The sequence below is a fragment of the Marinomonas pollencensis genome, from assembly GCF_003387375.1.
GTDB lineage: Bacteria > Pseudomonadota > Gammaproteobacteria > Pseudomonadales > Marinomonadaceae > Marinomonas > Marinomonas pollencensis.
Genome location: NZ_QUNG01000001.1, coordinates 415,912 through 434,441, shown reverse-complemented (window position 1 = coordinate 434,441; position 18,530 = coordinate 415,912). Strand labels below are relative to the sequence as shown.

The 18,530-nt window shown below is 44.9% G+C and carries 15 protein-coding genes; 5 read left to right on the top strand and 10 right to left on the bottom strand.

Annotation, left to right across the window (positions count from 1 at the left end; genetic code table 11):
- Positions 1-142: 142 nt before the first annotated feature.
- The 4 genes from DFP81_RS01965 to DFP81_RS01950 form a co-directional block, all read right to left on the bottom strand.
- Positions 143-3,343: an efflux RND transporter permease subunit gene (locus tag DFP81_RS01965; protein ID WP_115896074.1), complete on the bottom strand. Its 3,201-nt coding sequence runs from the start codon at positions 3,341-3,343 to the stop codon at positions 143-145.
- Positions 3,340-4,530: an efflux RND transporter periplasmic adaptor subunit gene (locus tag DFP81_RS01960; protein ID WP_115896073.1), complete on the bottom strand. Its 1,191-nt coding sequence runs from the start codon at positions 4,528-4,530 to the stop codon at positions 3,340-3,342. The genes DFP81_RS01965 and DFP81_RS01960 overlap by 4 nt, the downstream gene beginning before the upstream one ends.
- Positions 4,527-5,906, bottom strand: coding sequence for a TolC family protein (locus DFP81_RS01955; RefSeq protein ID WP_115896072.1), 1,380 nt, complete (start codon positions 5,904-5,906; stop codon positions 4,527-4,529). The genes DFP81_RS01960 and DFP81_RS01955 overlap by 4 nt, the downstream gene beginning before the upstream one ends.
- Positions 5,907-6,000: 94 nt before the next feature.
- Positions 6,001-7,419, bottom strand: a complete 1,419-nt coding sequence (locus DFP81_RS01950) for an aminotransferase-like domain-containing protein (protein ID WP_115896071.1) — start codon at positions 7,417-7,419, stop codon at positions 6,001-6,003.
- A 284-nt stretch (positions 7,420-7,703) separates the two neighbouring features.
- Here DFP81_RS01950 and DFP81_RS01945 point away from each other — a divergent pair, with 284 nt between their 5' ends.
- The 4 genes from DFP81_RS01945 (at position 7,704) to DFP81_RS01930 (ending at position 10,118) form a co-directional block, all read left to right on the top strand.
- Complete coding sequence (locus DFP81_RS01945; RefSeq protein ID WP_115896070.1) at positions 7,704-7,907, top strand: DUF1127 domain-containing protein; 204 nt, start codon at positions 7,704-7,706, stop codon at positions 7,905-7,907.
- Positions 7,904-8,515, top strand: a complete 612-nt coding sequence (locus DFP81_RS01940) for a LysE family translocator (RefSeq protein ID WP_115896069.1) — start codon at positions 7,904-7,906, stop codon at positions 8,513-8,515. The genes DFP81_RS01945 and DFP81_RS01940 overlap by 4 nt, the downstream gene beginning before the upstream one ends.
- Positions 8,516-8,553: 38 nt before the next feature.
- A complete protein-coding gene (locus DFP81_RS01935; RefSeq protein ID WP_115896068.1) occupies positions 8,554-8,844 on the top strand; it encodes a GIY-YIG nuclease family protein in 291 nt (96 codons plus the stop codon).
- Positions 8,845-9,239: 395 nt separating this feature from the next.
- Entirely contained in the window at positions 9,240-10,118 is an 879-nt protein-coding gene (locus tag DFP81_RS01930) for an NAD(P)-dependent oxidoreductase (RefSeq protein WP_115896067.1), read from the top strand.
- 246 nt (positions 10,119-10,364) lie between these two features.
- Here the strand turns inward: DFP81_RS01930 and DFP81_RS01925 are convergent, their stop codons facing one another.
- The 4 genes from DFP81_RS01925 to DFP81_RS01910 all read right to left on the bottom strand — a co-directional run bounded on the left by DFP81_RS01925 (position 10,365) and on the right by DFP81_RS01910 (position 13,820).
- Positions 10,365-11,837: a tripartite tricarboxylate transporter permease gene (locus DFP81_RS01925; protein WP_115896066.1), complete on the bottom strand. Its 1,473-nt coding sequence runs from the start codon at positions 11,835-11,837 to the stop codon at positions 10,365-10,367.
- Between the two features lie 8 nt (positions 11,838-11,845).
- Positions 11,846-12,298: a tripartite tricarboxylate transporter TctB family protein gene (locus tag DFP81_RS01920; protein ID WP_115896065.1), complete on the bottom strand. Its 453-nt coding sequence runs from the start codon at positions 12,296-12,298 to the stop codon at positions 11,846-11,848.
- An 85-nt stretch (positions 12,299-12,383) separates the two neighbouring features.
- Positions 12,384-13,310, bottom strand: coding sequence for a tripartite tricarboxylate transporter substrate binding protein (locus tag DFP81_RS01915; protein ID WP_115896064.1), 927 nt, complete (start codon positions 13,308-13,310; stop codon positions 12,384-12,386).
- 60 nt (positions 13,311-13,370) lie between these two features.
- Positions 13,371-13,820, bottom strand: a complete 450-nt coding sequence (locus tag DFP81_RS01910) for a hypothetical protein (RefSeq protein ID WP_115896063.1) — start codon at positions 13,818-13,820, stop codon at positions 13,371-13,373.
- 471 nt (positions 13,821-14,291) lie between these two features.
- Here DFP81_RS01910 and DFP81_RS01905 point away from each other — a divergent pair, with 471 nt between their 5' ends.
- A complete protein-coding gene (locus DFP81_RS01905) occupies positions 14,292-15,416 on the top strand; it encodes a glycosyltransferase family 4 protein (protein ID WP_115896062.1) in 1,125 nt (374 codons plus the stop codon).
- Here the strand turns inward: DFP81_RS01905 and DFP81_RS01900 are convergent.
- Together DFP81_RS01900 and DFP81_RS01895 are read right to left on the bottom strand one after the other, a co-directional pair.
- On the bottom strand, positions 15,413-17,380 hold the full coding sequence (locus tag DFP81_RS01900; protein WP_115896061.1) for a RecQ family ATP-dependent DNA helicase: 1,968 nt from the start codon (positions 17,378-17,380) through the stop codon (positions 15,413-15,415). The genes DFP81_RS01905 and DFP81_RS01900 overlap by 4 nt on opposite strands.
- The gene (locus DFP81_RS01895; RefSeq protein WP_115896060.1) at positions 17,377-18,345 is read right to left on the bottom strand and encodes a serine/threonine protein kinase; all 969 of its coding nucleotides are present in this window, start codon (positions 18,343-18,345) and stop codon (positions 17,377-17,379) included. Before DFP81_RS01895 ends, DFP81_RS01900 begins: the two co-directional genes overlap by 4 nt.
- Positions 18,346-18,530: the final 185 nt, after the last annotated feature.

Genomic DNA, 18,530 nt, shown 5'->3' with positions numbered 1-18,530 from the left:
AGAGTGCGTATTCTAGGGCTTCTAGGGTTGAAAATCACGGACAAATTTGCGGTTCAGATCAAAGAGGTGACGCCAAGCGAAGCGTCGCTTGGCGTGCATTGGCTAATTTTACATGGTGACGGATGGCTAAAAAGCACTTTAATTATGGCGTTTCATCTAGGGTATCTAAAGCGCTTTTGCTGGTGGATTTGAGGCGTGCGAACAAACGGTGGATATCTTCTTTTATCATCAGTAAAACGGGAATAAGGACAAGCGTGATGACAGTGGCAAATATAATGCCATAACCCAATGAAACCGCCGCCGGAATCAGCATTTGAGCTTGTCTTGAGGTTTCTCCAAGGATCGGCATAAGCCCCGCAAAAGTCGTAAAAGAGGTCAGTAGTACTGCTCGCAGTCGGCTGCGACACGCCAGGTTAATGGCTTTTTGCACATGACTGGTTTCCTCTTTGCGTAGGGCATTAAAGCGCGAGACGAGCAGCAAGCTGTCGTTAACCACAACACCACTGAGCGCCAAAATACCATTTAATGAAAAAATCCCCAAAGGTAGGTCATTAAACCAATGGCCTAATAACGCACCAATAATACCAAAGGGAATCGCCATCATAATAATCAGCGGCTGTGAGTAAGATTTTAGCGGAATGGCTAACAAGGCGTAGATAATGAGTAAAGCAACCAGAAACATGCTCGACATAGAAGACTGTGTTTCCGCACGCTGTTCGGCTTCACCAGAAAAGTACACATCGACACCTGGGTACTTGCGTTTTATCTGTGGCACAACGGCTTGCTGTAAGTACTCGACCACTTCACTGGCGGACATGGTGTCTTTATCGACTTCAGCGGTAACAAACAAGGAGCGTTTAGCATTAATACGAATGATCCGTGTTTGCGCGTCTTGTTGGATTAATGCTGCCACGGATGATAAGGGAACCCGGGTGCCGTCCGGTAGGATGATTTTTGTATTGAGTACCGCCGCGGGGGACTCTTGTTGGTCTTTTGGATAGCCCAGATGCACTTCGATTTCAGTATTGTCGCGTTGGTATTTTTGCACCGTGACACTGTCAAAGTTGTTGTTTATTTGTGAGGCAAGCTCAGCGGTGGTTAAACCTAGTAAACGGCCTTGTTCATTGAGCTGTAAAGCCAGTCGAGATTCTGTCGGCTCGTCATTTTGCTCGATGCCGGACACTGCTGGCAGAGTATCTAGCTGACTTAACATGGTTTGCATAGCCGCACCTAAGACACTGCTGTCGTTACCGCGCAATTCGACTTTTAAGTCATCCAATAAAGCCCTAGAGCTGCTTAAGCGCAGGCTTTTTACCCCTTCAGGTGTACCAGTAAGCTTTTCCCATTGGCGCACAAATTGATCGGCTGTGTAGGGGCGTGCTGTGTCAAGTTCGATTCGCAAACGACCGCTTTGGTCGTCACTGGCAGTGACTTGGATATTTTGAATGGCTGAACCTTGACTGAAGGCTGCTGCGTCTTCTTGTGATTCAGAGCTATTCGTCTGACGGCGGCGAAGCTGAGTATCCGCTTGGTATGCGGTTTGCTCTAAGAAATCGAGTACCTTGTTCGTTTGTCCGTAACTCACATCATTGAACATGGATAGCTCACCACGCACGGTATCCCCCGGGATTTTTGGGAAAAAGCTAATCCGTAATGCCCCGGTAAATGGCATCGACATAACCAGAAAAAAGACCGCAATAAACAGCACGAGCACGGCGTATCTATGGTGCAGTGCAAGGTCTATTGTTGGTCGGTAGATCTTGTCGCTAAACCATTGTAAACCAGTGTCTGCGCCGTATTGAATCATTCCCCATGAGCGCGCAAGAAGATTACGATTGACCGATTTACGGGTATTTATGTGGGCTAGGTGAGCCGGCAAAATGATTTTTGATTCGACCACAGACAGCACCAAACAAATGGCAACCACAATGGCAAATTGAGAGTAAAGCTGACCAAGTCGGCCATCGATATTGGCCAATGCCCAAAATGCCGCCACCGTGGTAAAGACGCCAAATAGAGTGGGTACAGCAACTTGTAAAGTGCCAGTTATTGTATTGTTTAGGGTGTCCCCCTCTTTTGATCTGAGGGTGTAGATGCTTTCTCCGACGACAACCGCATCGTCGACCACTATCCCCAAAGCCATAATAAAACCAAAGGTAGTGAACATATTGAGCGTCAAACCTATGGCCGGTGTGCCCATAAAATATAGGGTGCCGAAAAAGATAAAAGGTAATCCCATGGCAACCCAAAAAGCGACAGTAACATTGAGAAACACCGCTAATAAAATAAACACCAACAAGATGCCTGTGATTGCATTTTCGATCATTAAATCGAGCCGTTGGTTGATGGATTGGCTACGATCATACCAGCTTGATAAATGTACACTTGGGGGTAAGCGCCCGTCGGTTCGCCATTCATCAATCACATCTTTGGCGGCAGTAACAGAGTTAGAAATATCATCTTGGCCGGTGGTGATGACTTGTATCGCAATGCTATTTTCACGATTAAAACGTGACAAAACAAAGTCATCTTCGTCAAAAGCATCGCGAATAGTGGCAATGTCTTTTAGGCGAATCTTGCCGCCATTTTGCGTCGTTTTTATCTGAATATTAGAAAATTGGTTTTTAAAGTAGGCTTGCTCAGAGGCGCTGATATGCAAGTAAATATCTTTGTTGCGTAAGGTCGCGACTTTTGCTGGAGAAGACTCTTGGTTAATAGCAGTCGACACATCGGATAAGGTGAGGCCATAGTGCTGTAAGGTGTTTTTATCTACCTCGACTATCATGGTGGGGTCGATCCAGCCAGAAATCTCCGCAGAACTGATGTTGTCCTTGGCCAGCAGGTCAGTTTTTAGATCGTCAGCCAGCTTTTGTAATGTGCGTCGGTCCGTCGCACCATGCAGTTGTAGCCACAGAGCGTGTTCCTCACGGGTGGCTTTTGTGACCACTGGCGGGTCTGCCTCATCAGGAAAAGAGGTGATTTGGTCGAGCGCGTCTTTGACATCATCTTTAAGGGTGTCGATGTTGTAATCATCTAGCATCTCAATGCTAACGCTGGTGCTGTTTGCCGTTGAGGTGGTGGTGATATCTTGGATGCCAAGAACGTCTTGAAGCTTTTCTTCGATGGGGATGGCAATGCCTTCTTCATTTTCTTTTGCAGAGCCACTTTCATTGGTGACAGAAATAGCGATGCTATTTGGTGGTAAGCTGGGAAAGGCTTCTTTGTTGAGTGCTCCCACGTTCATGATGCCAAGGGTAATAATTAGCAACATCAATAAATTGGCGGCCACTGGGTTGCAAGCAAACCAAGCAATAATGCCTTTCGGCTGTTCCAACGGGGTCATGGTGTGGTGCCCTCAGACGCGTTGTTTTGATTCTCTTGAGGGTTAACCAAGCTGCCTGGTAAATAGCTATTATAAGGGTGGGTTAACACTTGGTAGGCTTTGTCCCGCATCTGTTCTGGTACATCAATATAGACGTACTTTTCATCAACAAACCTTGGCGTAGCGGCAAAGGTTGCTAATCGCTGATCGTCGCTAATGTACCAAATTTCGCTTTTTTGGCTGAGTGCAGAGTTGGGTAGTTGCCATAAATTATCGATAGGCTTGCCTTGTAACTTAATATTCACAAAAGCGCCTGGCAGCAAGGGAGGGGATTGCTCTAAAGGGCGCTCTAGGCTCACCACAAGGCGACGCATTCGGGTTGTATCATCGATGTGCATATCGACGGCCAGTACGCTACCACGCCACTGCTGACGTCCATCCATTGAGGTTATTTGCGCTGGCCAGCGCTGTTTGATGAGCTCATTGGCATCGGGCAACTTTTGCCAGTCGCTGTGGGCTAGATCTAAATTAACTTCAACTCTGTCTGTGCTGTAGAGCGTGGCTACCTCGCTACCAGCGCTTAAATAGGAGCCGGGGGCAATAAGGCGAGTCACGATGAGGGCATCAAAAGGCGCACGAATTTGGGTATTTCTGACATCGTCTTCAGCGTCGGCTAGGGCTGCTTTGGCGGCGGCAAGCTGGGCTTTAGCGGCGGCTAACTGCGGTTTGCGTAACACTAAGTCAGAATCGGGTTGCCCACTAAAGCCTGCGGCCTTCCATTCGGCGATGGACTGCTGTTCTTGGCGTTCTTCTTCTTTTAAGCTAAGCACCGCGTTGGCTAAGGTGTTTTTTGCTGTGGCTAATGTACTGGTTAAATCCGTGTTGTGAAGGGTTGCAAGAAGCTGGCCTTGGTTAACCCTCTGACCTTTTTCAAAGGTCTCTGCTAGTTCTACTACCTTGCCACTTACTTGACTGGTTAGTGTGAGGGCATAGTGTGGCTCGGCAACGCCAGACACTTGAATCATAGCCGCGTGCTGGGCGGGTAAAACACGGATCACAGTTACGTCCATTGCTTGCTCTGGAGCGGCTGGTCTAGGTTGTCGAACCTTATTTTTTTGGGCCTCTAACGCTTTGCTAATGTAGAGGTAAACACTGGCAATAACGAGCAACGCAAGGGCCAAGGTAATCCATTGATAAAGACGTTTCATGACTCTTTAACTCCTAGCCCAAGGGCGAGCCCTAAATCGACTCGATTGATTAAATGTTGGTAGTGTAAGTTGTCTAGCTCAGCGGCCAAATTAAAGGTGGTTTCTTGAACGCGAATCAAGTCGCTCAGTTCAACTAACCCTGTGCGGTATTTCTGCTCGTAGCGACTTAGGTTATTACGTGAGCTTTGCAGGGCCTGTTGGATATTGCTAATTTGCTGAGTGAGTACTTGCTCTTGGCCGATGGTGCTTTCTACTTCATTGACGGCGGTTAATAAGGTGCTACGGTAATCTTGGTAGGCTTGTGCGGTGTTAAGTTTGGCGATTTCGACCGCCGCTTTGAGCTTTCCGCCTTGATATAACGGCTGTGTCAGTTGTGCTAATAAAGACCATACGGGTGAAGTGAAAAGTGCACTGCTAGGAGAATTAGCCGTATCGCTTAAAGTTGCGCTTAGACTGATCGAGGGCAGCATATCCTTGTAAGCCACTGTCACTGACAAGTCTGCGGCTTGTATGGCGAAGTACGCTGCTTTTAAATCTGGCCGGCGTTGTAAACTCTGCTTCGGAAGGTGTTCTAGTGTCAAACCAACGGCTGGGTAATCAAGGTTAGCGGCAACGGTGAGAGCTTCTTCACTACCTAAATAACGCTGTAAAGTTCGCCGTTCAATGGCTAACTCTTCTTTGAATTGAGCCAAGTCTGCTCGAGATTGAGAGCTGGCTGTTTGGGCTTCATCAAGTTCTTCAAGGTCATTTAAACCATTTTTAAAACGCTGCAAAAGTCGATTTTCATTGGTTTCTAATACCGCTAAACGTTGGCTTTCAATGTCGATAAGGTGCTGTTTGGAGGTCATTGCCAGCCAAGACTTTATAATGTTGGCCACTAATGCGTCTTGGCTTTCCTGAAACAGTGCTTGGTCGGCCGCTAGACTCTTGGCTGCGGCTTCTTCGGTATTGGCTAATTTCCCCCAGAAGTCTGCTTCCCAACTGATGCTGATATCGGCGTTATAGCTGGCGTCAATGCTCTCTGTTTTATTGCGTGAAAATCCCGCATCGATACTAGGAAGACGATCTCCATGGGTGCTTTTTAGTTGCCAAGCACTGGCTTTTAGAGTGAGTAAGGTTTTTTGTAAGTCAGGGTTAGCGGCTAAACCTTGTTGGATAAAAAGCTCAAGCTGAGGGTCTTGAATCAAATCGGTTAGATAACTCAGTGGTGCGACCTCATTGAGTTGTCGCCACTGGGCGTCTTTTTTCTCAATCAAGTCGTTGCTTTCTTGTTGGGCTTTCTCGGCAAAATCCGTGCGATTCATATCACTGCTGCAGGCGCCTAGGGAGAGACTTAGGCATAACCATCCCCAATGCCAAAGTGTCTTGCGTGTCATTTTGCTACTCTCCGTGAATTAACCCAATCCGAACTGATTTTTCATAGACAACAAAAACGTTAAAAAAGTCGATTTATTTGTGAAAAATATCACGCTAACTCAATGATTTAAATTGAAGCAGCACGCTGGCTAAGATTTTTATGGCAGATTCTCTTTGCTCCATGCCTTGTTCACTAAAGTTAATACGAAAACAGTGGCGATATTTTCCTGTTGCGGAGAATAATGGGCCAGGGGCAAAGCCAACGCCTTCTTTGCGGCATTGCTCAACGAGCTTCATGCTGTCGATGTCTTTATCCAGTTCTACCCATAAGATAAAACCGCCATCTGGAAAGCTTACCCGTGTATTACTGGGTAAATAGCGTTTAATGGCGGACAACATATGATCTCTTTGCTTCTCGTAGCGCTGGCGCATGGTGCGGATGTGCTTGTCATACCCGCCAAGGCGAATAAATTGGGCGATGGCTAATTGCGGCAATGTTGGGCACATAGAGCTACTAACATACTTGATGTGAGTAACCTTGTCTCGATAGCGGCCGGGGGCGATCCAACCTACTCGGATGCCCGGCGCGACGGTTTTAGAAAAAGACGAGCAAAGCAAGACGCGGCCATCTTCGTCAAAGGATTTAATGCTTCTTGGGCGTGGAAACTGATAAGCAATATCGCCATAGATATCGTCTTCTATGATGGCAATATCGTAGCTTTGGGCGAGCCGATAGAGGCGCTCTTTTTTATCATCCGACATGGTGTAACCCAGAGGGTTATTACAGGTGGGTGTGACTAAGATGGCTTTGATAGGCCATTGATCGAGAGCCAGCTCTAAGGCTTCTAAGCTGATGCCGGTATCGGCATGGGTAGGGATCTCCATGGCTTTTAAATTTGCTGCTTTAATGGCTTGCATAGAGCCATAGAAGCTGGGGGATTCAATAGCAATAATATCCCCAGGGTCGGTTACCGCCCGCAGGCAAACAGAAAGCGCTTCTTGGCAACCTGAGGTGACTACCAAATCATCAGGGTGCAGTTGGCAACCAGAGGCAACGCCTAAGCGGCAGAGTTGGGTGCGTAATTCTTCAGATCCTCTAAGGTCGCCATAACCTAAGCCCAATTCTGGTTTTTGTTTGCTGAGGTCGGCCAATGTTTTCAGCAGAGGCTTTAAAGTAGGAGTCGTCATGTCTGGCATGGCGTGCTGTAATTGAACGCCTTTTTTATTGTCGCCAATCATCAATAAATTAAACACTTCCTCCCATTGGGAGACTTCTAGCGGCCTCTGTGGCGGGCGTGATACGTTGGGAAGATTGTCGACGCGCTGTTTTGGCATCACGAAGTAGCCTGATTTAGGGCGCGCCTCGACTAATATTTCTTGCTCTAGTTGGCGATAGGCTTCTTGTACCGTAGAAATACTCACTCCATGTTCGTGAGATAACTGGCGCACAGAAGGCAGCTTATCCCCAGGCTTGTAGAATCCCAACTCAATGTGCTCTTTTAATCGTTCAGATAAATCTTGGTAGAGTGTCATTGAGTTATCTCCTGCTAGGGGGTGTATTGAGGGGATTATTGTAGCCGTATAACGCTGACAAAATTACCATACAGTTTTAGCATATTGTCTCCATACAGATAATAAAAGCCATTTCTGTATGGCTGAAAAAGTAGTTTTCTGGATCTGTATTGTTTTTGTGCTCATCTTTATAGTAGCTATTCATACACAGAGGCTCTTCTGTTGGAGGCATTTTTGGTGAAAGAAGAAAAACACCTAGCTAATGACAGTACAATAAGAGCGTGGCTAACAAAGGGAGCTAGATTATGCTGATTATTTCGTTATTAACTCATGTCCAATATTGCATTGTGCGATATCAAACACGAAAAGCTCTGGCGACTGTGAGTGCCGCTCAAATGCAAGATATGGGGTTGAGCCATGAGGCTTGTCAGGCTGAACTATCCAAAGCCAGCATAATGGGGTTTGTGAGTAACCTGACGCACACCAAGCGCAAGGGAGAAGCATCATGATTACCGACTTGTCTTTCTTTTTGGCGTTGGCGCTATTTGCTTTTATTATGTCGGTGACGCCCGGTCCAAATAATATGATGCTGTTGGCTTCTGGCGCACAGTTTGGCTTTCGACGTACCTTGCCCCATATGATTGGTATTGTGTTAGGCATGGCGTCTTTATTGCTCTCTGTGTTGCTGGGTATGGGGGCGCTGTTTGTACTTTATCCGCCGATATATTCTGTTTTGAAATGGGTCGGTGGGGCGTATTTATTATGGCTTGCTTGGAAAGTCGCGAGTGCACCGGTTGGCCAGCTAGCGAGCGCCAAACAGTCGTCTTCGCCCATGCGCTGGTGGCAAGCGGCACTGTTTCAGTACGTCAATCCGAAGGCTTGGATGATGTCTGTGGGTTGTGTTAGCTCGTTTTCTTTGGCTGGCGATTTGTATGTGCAATCCGGATTTTGGATCATTGTCTTATTTGCCTGCATGGGCTTTCCTGCCATTACGCTTTGGGCCTGGGCTGGGGTTGCGATTCGTCGCTGGCTAACAGATGACAAACGTCAACGAGCGTTTAATTATGGTATGGGGCTAGCAACGGCATCGACCTTGCTGTTAATGATAGGAGGTTAGATAATCTTATTTTTCTATAACAGAGTAACAGTTATCTCATGAGTGAATGGAGCCTCTATATTATTAAAACCCGCCTTGATACCCTTTATACTGGGGTTACGACAGATGTAGCGCGCCGTTTCAAAGAGCACTCAGGAATCAAAAAAGGGGGCGCACGATATTTAAACGGAAAAGGCCCCTTAGAGCTTGTATGGCATCAAACTGTTGGCAGTAGAAGTAATGCTTTGGTGTTGGAGTATCGGGTTAAACAACTTACGAAACGCCAGAAACTGCAAATAGTCAGTGGCCAGCTAAGCGTGTTTTCTTTAATAGAAGAGGCATCTGTTTGAATTCAAACCAAGCGAAGGTAGCATTTTTTATGTCATTTCACGTCTCGTTAGTTGTTAACTAAGGAGCCAGCTCGTTCTCTGCTGTGGTTAAAAGCTTGCAGCCCGCGGCAAGCATCGAATCTAAATAGAGTAGACCTATTAATTAGGTGTTTAATAAAGAATACCCGTTTTTAGGCCCTGCCCTTCAGGGCTTTATTCAAACCTGCCCTAATCATCTTACCCCTTAGCTGCACCTCGTTATTCGCTACTTTCCTTTGACTCTCAGCTTTTTATCGACAGATATGGCGTAAAGCATTATCTTTTGTTTCTTAGCTAAAAAACATTATGATAATATAATCATACAAATAAAATAATGCTAAACCTATCGTGGCATTTGAATCATTAGGAGAATAAAAATGGCGAAACCTATTATTGGCTTTATCGGGCTAGGCTTAATGGGCGGCAACATGGTGGAAAACCTGCAAAACAGAGGGTTTGAGCTTAATGTCATGGATTTAAATAAAGAAGCGGTTGCCGCTTGTGTCGCTCGCGGAGCGACAGCCTCAGTCTCTGCAAAAGAATTGGCTGCAACGAGTGATATCGTGATGTTGTGTTTAACAACTTCAAATGTCGTAGAAGCCTTGGTTTATGCGGATGACGGTATCTTAGCGGGCATAAAAGAGGGGGCGGTGCTGATTGATTTTGGTACTTCTATTCCAGCTTCAACACGTAAAATTGGCGCCGATTTGGCCGCTAAAGGTGCGGGCATGATTGATGCTCCTTTAGGTCGTACACCGGCTCATGCGAAAGACGGTTTGCTGAATATTATGGCGGCCGGAGATGTGGAAACTTTTGAGAAAGTAAAACCTATTCTTGAGCAGCAAGGTGAAAATGTTTTCCATTTAGGGGCGTTAGGTGCGGGACACACGACTAAACTGATCAACAATTTTATGGGTATGACCACAGTAACGGCAATGTCTCAAGCGTTTGCCGTAGCGGACCGAGCTGGGGTTGATCGTCAGCAATTATTTGACATCATGTCGACAGGCCCTTCAAACTCACCCTTTATGCATTTTTGTAAAAACTACGCAATTGATAACAATAGTGATCTGGGCTTCTCTATTGCGAACGCTAATAAAGATTTAGGCTATTTTTTGAAGATGGTAGAAGATCTTGGCACGCGTTCTCAAATTGCGGAAGGAACGTCAGCGAACCTTCAAGCAGGCGTGGATTTGGATATGGGCAATGGCAATGTTCCTGAAATATTCGACTATTTCATGAAATTGAATGCGTAACTGTTAGCCATTAATATCTAATGCCGTTATGGTCAAAGCGCCTCTTTTTAGAGGCGTTTTTTGTTTGCCAGCATAAGGCCACTTTTCAAGCGTTATCTTGGGAGTACTGGAGAACAGGGAAGCGCTCTAGCGAGGTTCGAGCTAGAGATTGCGACAAGGGAAAGATAAATAAGGGCTTTTAGACTTCATCAGATGTGCATTCTGAGAAGCCTAAAGCAAGAGTTGAAGTTAGTTTGCTAAGTGGAACTAGCGGTGTTTTCTGTGCCTTCTGATGGTTGACCAAAGTGAGAACACAGCCAGTAATATGAATGCTAGGGCAATAGGTCTTTCATATAAGAATGACCAACTGCCTTCAAACATTAACAATGACTTTCTTAAGTTGCTCTCTGCCATAGGCCCTAAAATAATGGCCAGCAAGATGGGAGAGGTTGGAACTTCCAACTTATTCAATATAAAGCCAAGTACGCCAAAAGTAATGGCGATGCCCACATCAAACATTGAGTTGTTGATTGCATAAGCCCCAACAATGGATAAGAAAATAATGATGGGGATCATCAATGACTTAGGGACTTTAGAAATCTGACAGAAAAAGCGAATACCTAATAAGCCGATCAATAACATGGCAATATTAGCCACTAACATAGAGCTAAAGATACCGTAGACGATTTCTGGGTTCTGAGTAAACAGAAGAGGGCCAGGAGTTAAACCTTGCACAATCAATGCGCCTAGTAACACGGCGGCTACCGCATCGCCAGGTACCCCCAATGTTAATAAAGGAACGAGTGATCCTCCTGTTACGCCATTATTACCTGCTTCGGCCGCCGCGAGTCCCTTGATATCACCCTTGCCAAATTCATCGGGATTTTTGGAGACTCGTTTCGCTTCGTTATAACAAACAAATGCTGAAATATCTGCACCCGCACCTGGCACAGCGCCAATTGAGGTGCCAAATAATGCGCTTTTTATTGACGTTGGTAGAATGTTTTTAAGGTCTTTTAAACTCATCAGTTTATTACTGAATTTCGCCGCTACTTTTTCTTTCGAATGTAATTTCTCTAATTGATTTAGTGCTTCTGAAATGGCAAATAAACCAATTAAAACTGGGATAACATTGATGCCATTGTAGAGATCCATTACGCCAAAGGTAAATCTTGGGACGCTACTGATAGGGTCTAAGCCGACAGTTGAAATCAATAAGCCAATGGTGCCAGCCAATAAGCCTTTTAAAATGCTCTTCGAAGACACACTAGCAATAATGGTTAAGCCAAACAGTGCCAGAGCAAAGTATTCTGGTGCATTAAATCGTAATGCAAATTCCGCTAACATGGGAGCAATGGCGATTAACACCAGTGTGCTTATCAAGCCACCGACAAAAGAGGCCACCGCAGCAATGCTCAATGCGCGAGCAGCTTCGCCTTTTTCGGTAAGAGAGTAACCATCCAACACAGTTGCTGCAGACGCGGGTGTTCCTGGTGTTTTTAATAAAATAGCAGAAATAGAACCGCCAAAAATACCACCAATATAGACGCCGATTAGCATGACCATGGCGGCGGTAGCTTCCATTCCAAAGGTAAAGGGCAATAATATGGCGACCCCCATGGTCGCGGTCAGGCCTGGTAGAGCACCTAGAATAATCCCTCCTAAGACACCAAAGATAAGAACAGGGAATATCGCTAAACTAAATGCAGCGCCAAGGCCGACTAATAAATGATCGATCATAGAAGCCTCTAAAAAATAATGCCTTCAGGAAGGGAAATGATAAATACATGGCTAAATAGGTAATAAATAGCGACAACAAAAGAATAGGCGAAAAGGTAGTAAGAAAGCGTTTTAGTTTTTAAATAGACTAGATACAAAGTAAATGATATTAGGCTGGCAATCAGGTAGCCAAGAAGACCAATAAGCACCGCATAAAGCACTAAAAAGCATAATCCAAAAAGAGACGTTTTTGAAAAAATGGCACTGGTTTTTTTTATTTTCTGTTTATTCTTCTGATGTTGAATCAGTAAGGCTATACAGATAATGATTTGTGCAATGACCAAAACGGTTGGAAAAAACTTAGCGCCAACACTAGCGTCTTGCTGGTAATAAATAGGTACAGTGAACTGAGGGATAAACGCCAATATTACTGCACTGATAATGATGATTAATATAGGAAAAACGATGTTTCTATTAAACATAGAAAAAATCCTTTGAAATAAACAAAATCTAGTAATTACAAAAGGGTCAACGTGGGTTAGTTGTCGACCCTTTATGTTTTTATAATTACTTAATCAATTCCCCTAAAGACTTGGTATCGTCTTTAACAAACTGGGTAAACTCAGCGGCATCCATATTGTGGATAGTCATTGCCCCTTTCGCCATGAAGCCTTTAAATTCATCAGATGCCATGGCTTGATCAAAGGCGGTACCGAGAGTGGTAATGATGTCGTCTGGAGTGTTTTTTGGCGCACCGATACCGCGCCAAGTACCACTGGTCACATTAACCCCTTGCTCCATTAAGGTAGGTACATTTGGAATATAAGAAATACGCTCTTTTGACATGACCCCTAAGGCTTTTAACTGTCCTGATCTCAGCTGAGAAATAGCTTCACCAGGAGTCACCATAGTCACTGCGGTGTGCCCACCTAAGACAGATGGAATGGCCTCTGAGGAACCATTGTAAGGGATTGCATTAAGCTGGATGCCTTGGTCTTTTTGCAGGGCGATTAAGTAGAAGTTTGGCGCTGCGGTTGAGGCGAACTTTACTTTTCCAGGATTGGCTTTCGCTTCTTTAATTAAATCATTGATGTTATTGAATTTGCTGTCTTTATTAACTAAGACAACCGCAGGGTCTAGGTTGACCATGCGAATTAGTTTGAAATCATCGGCAGTATGTTGCATCAACCCCATTTGTGGCAGAGAGGCTATTTCACGAGTGACGACCGTTAAGGTGTAACCATCGCCTCTTTGTTGAGCGCCATAGCTCATGCCGACCGCACCGGAACCACCGGTTCGGTTCATAATAGAAATGTTGGTGCCAAGTATGTCTTTTGCACTGTTAGCCAGGGTGCGACCAACTGCATCAGTACCGCCGCCAGCGCCAAATGGCACAACTAAGCGGATATTTTTGCTTGGGTAATCGGCAGAGAAGGCGGTCGCAGAGGCTAAAATGCCAGCGAGAACCATGGTATTTCTAATTATCTTTTTCATGACTTAGTCCTTTCTTATATTTATTTTTGATTTCTAACTGTTTTTCTACTGCTGAGTTGTTCAGCTGTTGTTAGCTTGCTGATAATCAGCCATGGCTAACTGTTCAAAGGCCAGAGCAATCCAGCCACTTACTAACATGTCAAACCATTGTTGAACGCCACTGCAAGCAACGACGATATCCCCATAGACAAAAGAGCCATAGAAGGGAACATCATCGTCACGTAATGAAGAGGGATGGATAGTTTGGTGCATGAGATTAGCACTTCTATCACGCCAAGCCTGGGCGGCTTTGTTTCTAGCGAGAACATCAAAGGGGGTGCTCCACGGTGAGTTCTGGATAGATTCTTGATAAAGAATGGCGTCTTCAAATGTAGACTCCCAAGGCTTTACTCTGGGGTCCATGATGACAATATGCAGTTCTTTTCGGTTGGTTTGCTCAAACAATTTATCTATCGCTGGTCTAACCAACTCAATCGCATCTTTAGCAAGCTGCTGATGATCTCTCGCCATGTCAAACTCCTACTCATTCGTTCGAGCTTTGTGTCTTTGCTCTCGTTTTTATTGTTAGTACCCCATAATGTGCAGGCATGCACACCATGGCGATTTGAGTATTTCTATGTCGAATTACTGCTCTTTAGGGGGCTTAGGTAGCCCGTTCTAATGAGTAGCAAGTCATTCAACATAACTTACCATAATATAATACTACAAATAAAGAGTGGTTATCAGATTTGGGGTAGCTTTGATGCTAACCTGAAGGGGTGGGTGCTTCACCACAAGTAGCGTGTTGTTCTAAATTGAGCTGCTGTGCTTCTAGGTTGACGCGCCATAGGTGCTTTTTTAGGGGCGTTGATTTGATAAATTCGCGAAGAAAAAGCGTTATGGCTTCCCTGCATTCCATTTAAGCGCTACACCTTGCAGTGCTTTTATTGCTACTATTTCCCTTTTGCCGTTTAACAGGCTAAGAGGATTTTCTTTAAGACTATGAAAACCATTTTGATATCGAAACAGAACCTTGAGAAGACGTATTCAGGTGCTTGTCGCAGCGTGCATGAAGAGATTAAGTATTTTCGTTCAATGGGCTGTGAAGTGCATACTGTTTCTGAAAATGCGAATGTAGTAGATATAGAAAAAAGTGGTGGGATTTCCCATAAATCAAAGCGCTTTTTTTGGCAGAAGAAGTTTAAACGTAGAATTCAGTTTAGCAATGAAACGTTGAAGTTAGCTAAAAAATTGAAAGCAGACGTCTTGATAGGGCATGGAGACCTGCAATATCCTGATGTTCATTTTATTCATAATTGTGTGCATCTGGCTTGTGAGAAGATACATGGTAAGCCCCTTCCTAAAGACGATGAAATGTATTTGACACACACACCAATATTCCAGAATCATCAGTTCAAACACATTGTTGCGAACTCATATTTAGCTAAAAACGAGTTAATAGAGCGCTTTAATGTGCCTGAAGAAGACATTTCCGTCATTTACCCCGCGATTGATGAAAATCAATTTAAACGCTTACCCTCAGCTACTCGCGTAAAAATCCGGCATGAACTAGGGATAAAAGAAGATGAGTTTTTAGTCGGCTTAGTCACCTCTGGCAACTTCAAAAAACGTGGTGTAGACCGTTTTTTTGAAGCGATAAACTTGCTGCCAAAAGAGATCGCCGAAAAGACGCATTTTGTGTTCGTGGGCAAAGACAAGTTAACGCCAGAGTTCCAGGCTATTCTTGATAATTCTCCTTATAAACATAGAATCCGCACACTTCCTATCATTAATAATGTAGAAGAGTATTTTAATGCACTGGATATTTTTGTACTGCCAGCTCGTATTGAAGAGTTTGGGCGTGTGGTTGCTGAAGCGATGGCATGTGGTGCACCAGTCATTACAACTAAATGGGTTGGAGCCAGTGAAATTATTCGCAATGATGCGGCTGAGTTTGTATATGAAGGTTCGAACAATCAAGAGTTGGCAGACTTGATGAGCAAGTTGCTAACGGACTCAGAGTTACGAGAGCGTGTGTCTTTAGCCAATCAAGAATCGGCAAAAGAAGTTTATGAGTCCGCTTTACGCGAGCAATTTGGTGCTGTGTTTGAGCGTTTTATGCGCTAAAAATCGCTATGGCTCTGTGCCTTTACGGCATCTAGCACATCCCGATAAGCTAGATGCTCAAATTTGGCAAAGCCCGACAGCTGGCGGGCTTTTACTTTAGTGAAAATAGGTTGCGTTAGCCCAGTTAAGAAACGAGTGATAAGCACTTCAGTGACTTTCGTAGTTGGGCTTTTGTTTTGCATATGTAGGGTAAACTCTTGGGCATAATGGCTAAGGTCTTGCTGCCAGTTTTGTTGCTCAGAAGCGAGTGCCTCAAAGGCCAATACCTTACCTTTGCATACTGAGCAGTGGCCGCATTGCTCGGGCGCGTTTTGATCACCAAAGTACTTCGCTAAGTTGTGATTCAAACAACGGTCAAGTTGGAAAAAACGAATCATGGTGGCGATGCGTTCTATTTCAGAACTTTCTTTTTCGTCAACATACTGACTGAGTTGGTTAACTAGCGTTGCTTGCTGAAAAAACTGAGTATTCACTTGATAAACCTCAGTAAGCCCTTTGCTTTCCAATGTGATTGCATGTTGATCTGCGAGGTATTCTAACGCTTGTAATACCTCTCCTCGAGATAAACCTGCTTGTTGATAAATGGCATCGAAATTGGGAGCTCCCCAAATTTTCTTGTACTGAATGCCGTTTAAGATAGCCTCATAAGAGGGCTGCAGTTCAGCTGGTACAAGTGCTTTAAAGGCATAGCGATCCGTTTCCCATTTTAATCGAACATCGGCGTAATAGCTGTATTTTGGCTCTATTGCGTCAAGCATTTCGAGCTGTACCAACAATGTTTTTAAGGGTAACGAGCGAATGTTGGTTTGGTTGGAAAGGCCATAAAGTTGGGTTTCCCATTGATCTGTATGCCACTGTTCATCGTGGACTGTTTGCTGTTTAATTTGGTCCAGCAAAGTTTCTATCTCATGGCGTTGAGGGGTGTCACCATAGACAAAATTCTCTAATGTGTGGAGACCATCTAGACTGGCGAGCATCACACAACGGCTGGCTAAATTATCACGCCCAGCTCGGCCGATCTCTTGGCTGTAGTTCTCGATCGATTTAGGTAAATCATAATGCACCACGAGGCGAATATCCGCTTTGTCGATTCCCATACCAAATGCAATAGTAGCGATAATAATTGGTGTTTGACCGGACATGAAGTTAGCTTGAATCTGGCGCCGGACATCGTCTTTTAACCCTGCATGATAGGCCTGTGCAGGAAAGCCCTCTGCCATCAGTGTATTGGCAATCTCTTCTGCTGTTTTCTGTTGCGTGACATAGACAATGCTAGGGCCTTTTACCTCGTTAAGTACTTTTTTAAGCTCAAACATCTTGCTTTCGCTGGAGGCTGGAATCAGTTCGATGTCTAAATTGGCGCGATAAAACCCAGTTTGGGTTATGTGCTCAGGGTAGATGTTAAATTTCTGCGCCATGTCTTTTTGTACACGCCGTGTTGCTGTTGCCGTCAGCAGTAATACTAGAGGAATGCGAAGCTCTTGCTGATAATGAGGCAACTTCAAATAATCGGGGCGAAAATTATGCCCCCATTCAGAGATACAGTGCGCTTCATCAACGACTAACATCGAGATGGGCACTTGTTTAATAAATCGGCGAAAGCGTTCGTTTTTAAAGCGCTCAACGGAAATCATCAGAATTTTGATATGACCGCTTTGTACGCCTTCCATGACCGCTTGGCTGTCTTCTTTGCTCTGGCTTGAATCTAAGCTGGCGGCGGCGATGCCCTTGCTGCGTAAAAAATCTAATTGATCGTGCATCAAGGCAATGAGTGGTGAAATCACCAAGGTGAGGTTAGGCAGCTGGGTGGCGGTGAATTGATAGCATAATGACTTACCAGAACCAGTGGGGAACACGGCTAATGAGGAGTGGCCTGCCAGTAATTGCTGAATGGTTTGTTGTTGGCCTTGGCGGAATTGATTAAAGCCAAATAGAGCGTCGAGTTTTGATTCTAATGGATTCATCGAGACATGTTTCCCCATTCACGTTCACAACTCTTAAGTTCATTTAAGTGATTGATCCAATACTCCTCGCTGGCAAACCAAGGGAAAGCTTTGACAAAAGCAGGATCATGCCAGCGTTGTTGTAACCAAGCCGCGTAGTTGACTATTCGCGCGCTTTTAAACACATCAATTAAGCCTAGTTCGCGAATATCGAAAGGCAAGTAGCTTTCATAGCCCTCGATTATTTCACTGAGTTGCTGCCTTGGATTTTCCGTCTGTGTTAAGTGTAGCCAAAGGTCTTGAACGGCCACGCCGTTTTGGCAATCATCAAAGTCGAGAAGATGAAATTGATCATTGTGAAGCATTAAGTTACTGCGATGGCTGTCCCCATGAACAGGACGAAGTTGTGTGGGCCAGTAATTGTGCAGTTGTGCTACACACATTTCATGGAGGCGGGCTATTTGTTTTTGATAGTCAGGCTTGAGGCGTTGAGGCAAATATTCAGCGTTTAAAATGCTCGCCGCGGCTTGCTCTATTTGCAGCAAAGGCGACACGCTAACACGATGGGTAAAGGGCGTTGACATGGCTTGATGAAGCTGTCCGATTAACTCGCCAAGTTGATAGAGTTGGTCGAGGTTATCGGCTTCAGGATGTTGTCCTGTCAGTTTTGGCGAAAGCGCAAAGTAGATGCCGTTATGTAGGAACAGTGTCTTGCCTTCGAATGCCAAGGGAGCGACGACAGGGGTGCCTTGTTCTTGCAATGTGAGCAAGGTTTCATGCTCTTCACGGATTTGAGCCTCACTCCAGCGGCCTGGGCGGTAAAACTTAGCGATGACCGGCGAACTCTCTTCAATCCCTACTTGATAGACTCTATTCTCATAACTATTGAGCGGGTAGATACGTGAATCGCTCCATAGTCCAGTGGATTCGACTGCATCGAGGATGGCATCAGGAATAAGGTTTGAAAAGGTGTGAGTGGCGGACATAGTGTTGGCTCTAAAGAAGTAAAAAAGACACGAGAGAAAGTAATAAATGTGCGTCTGAAAAATGAATAATGGTTAAAAATGACGATAGTTGTGCCAGGAGATTATAGCAAGATCTGAGCCCAAGGTGGTTTTTTAAGGGAGGATAGAAAACAGTCTGTCATAGTGACCGACTGTTTTCTTAGCGA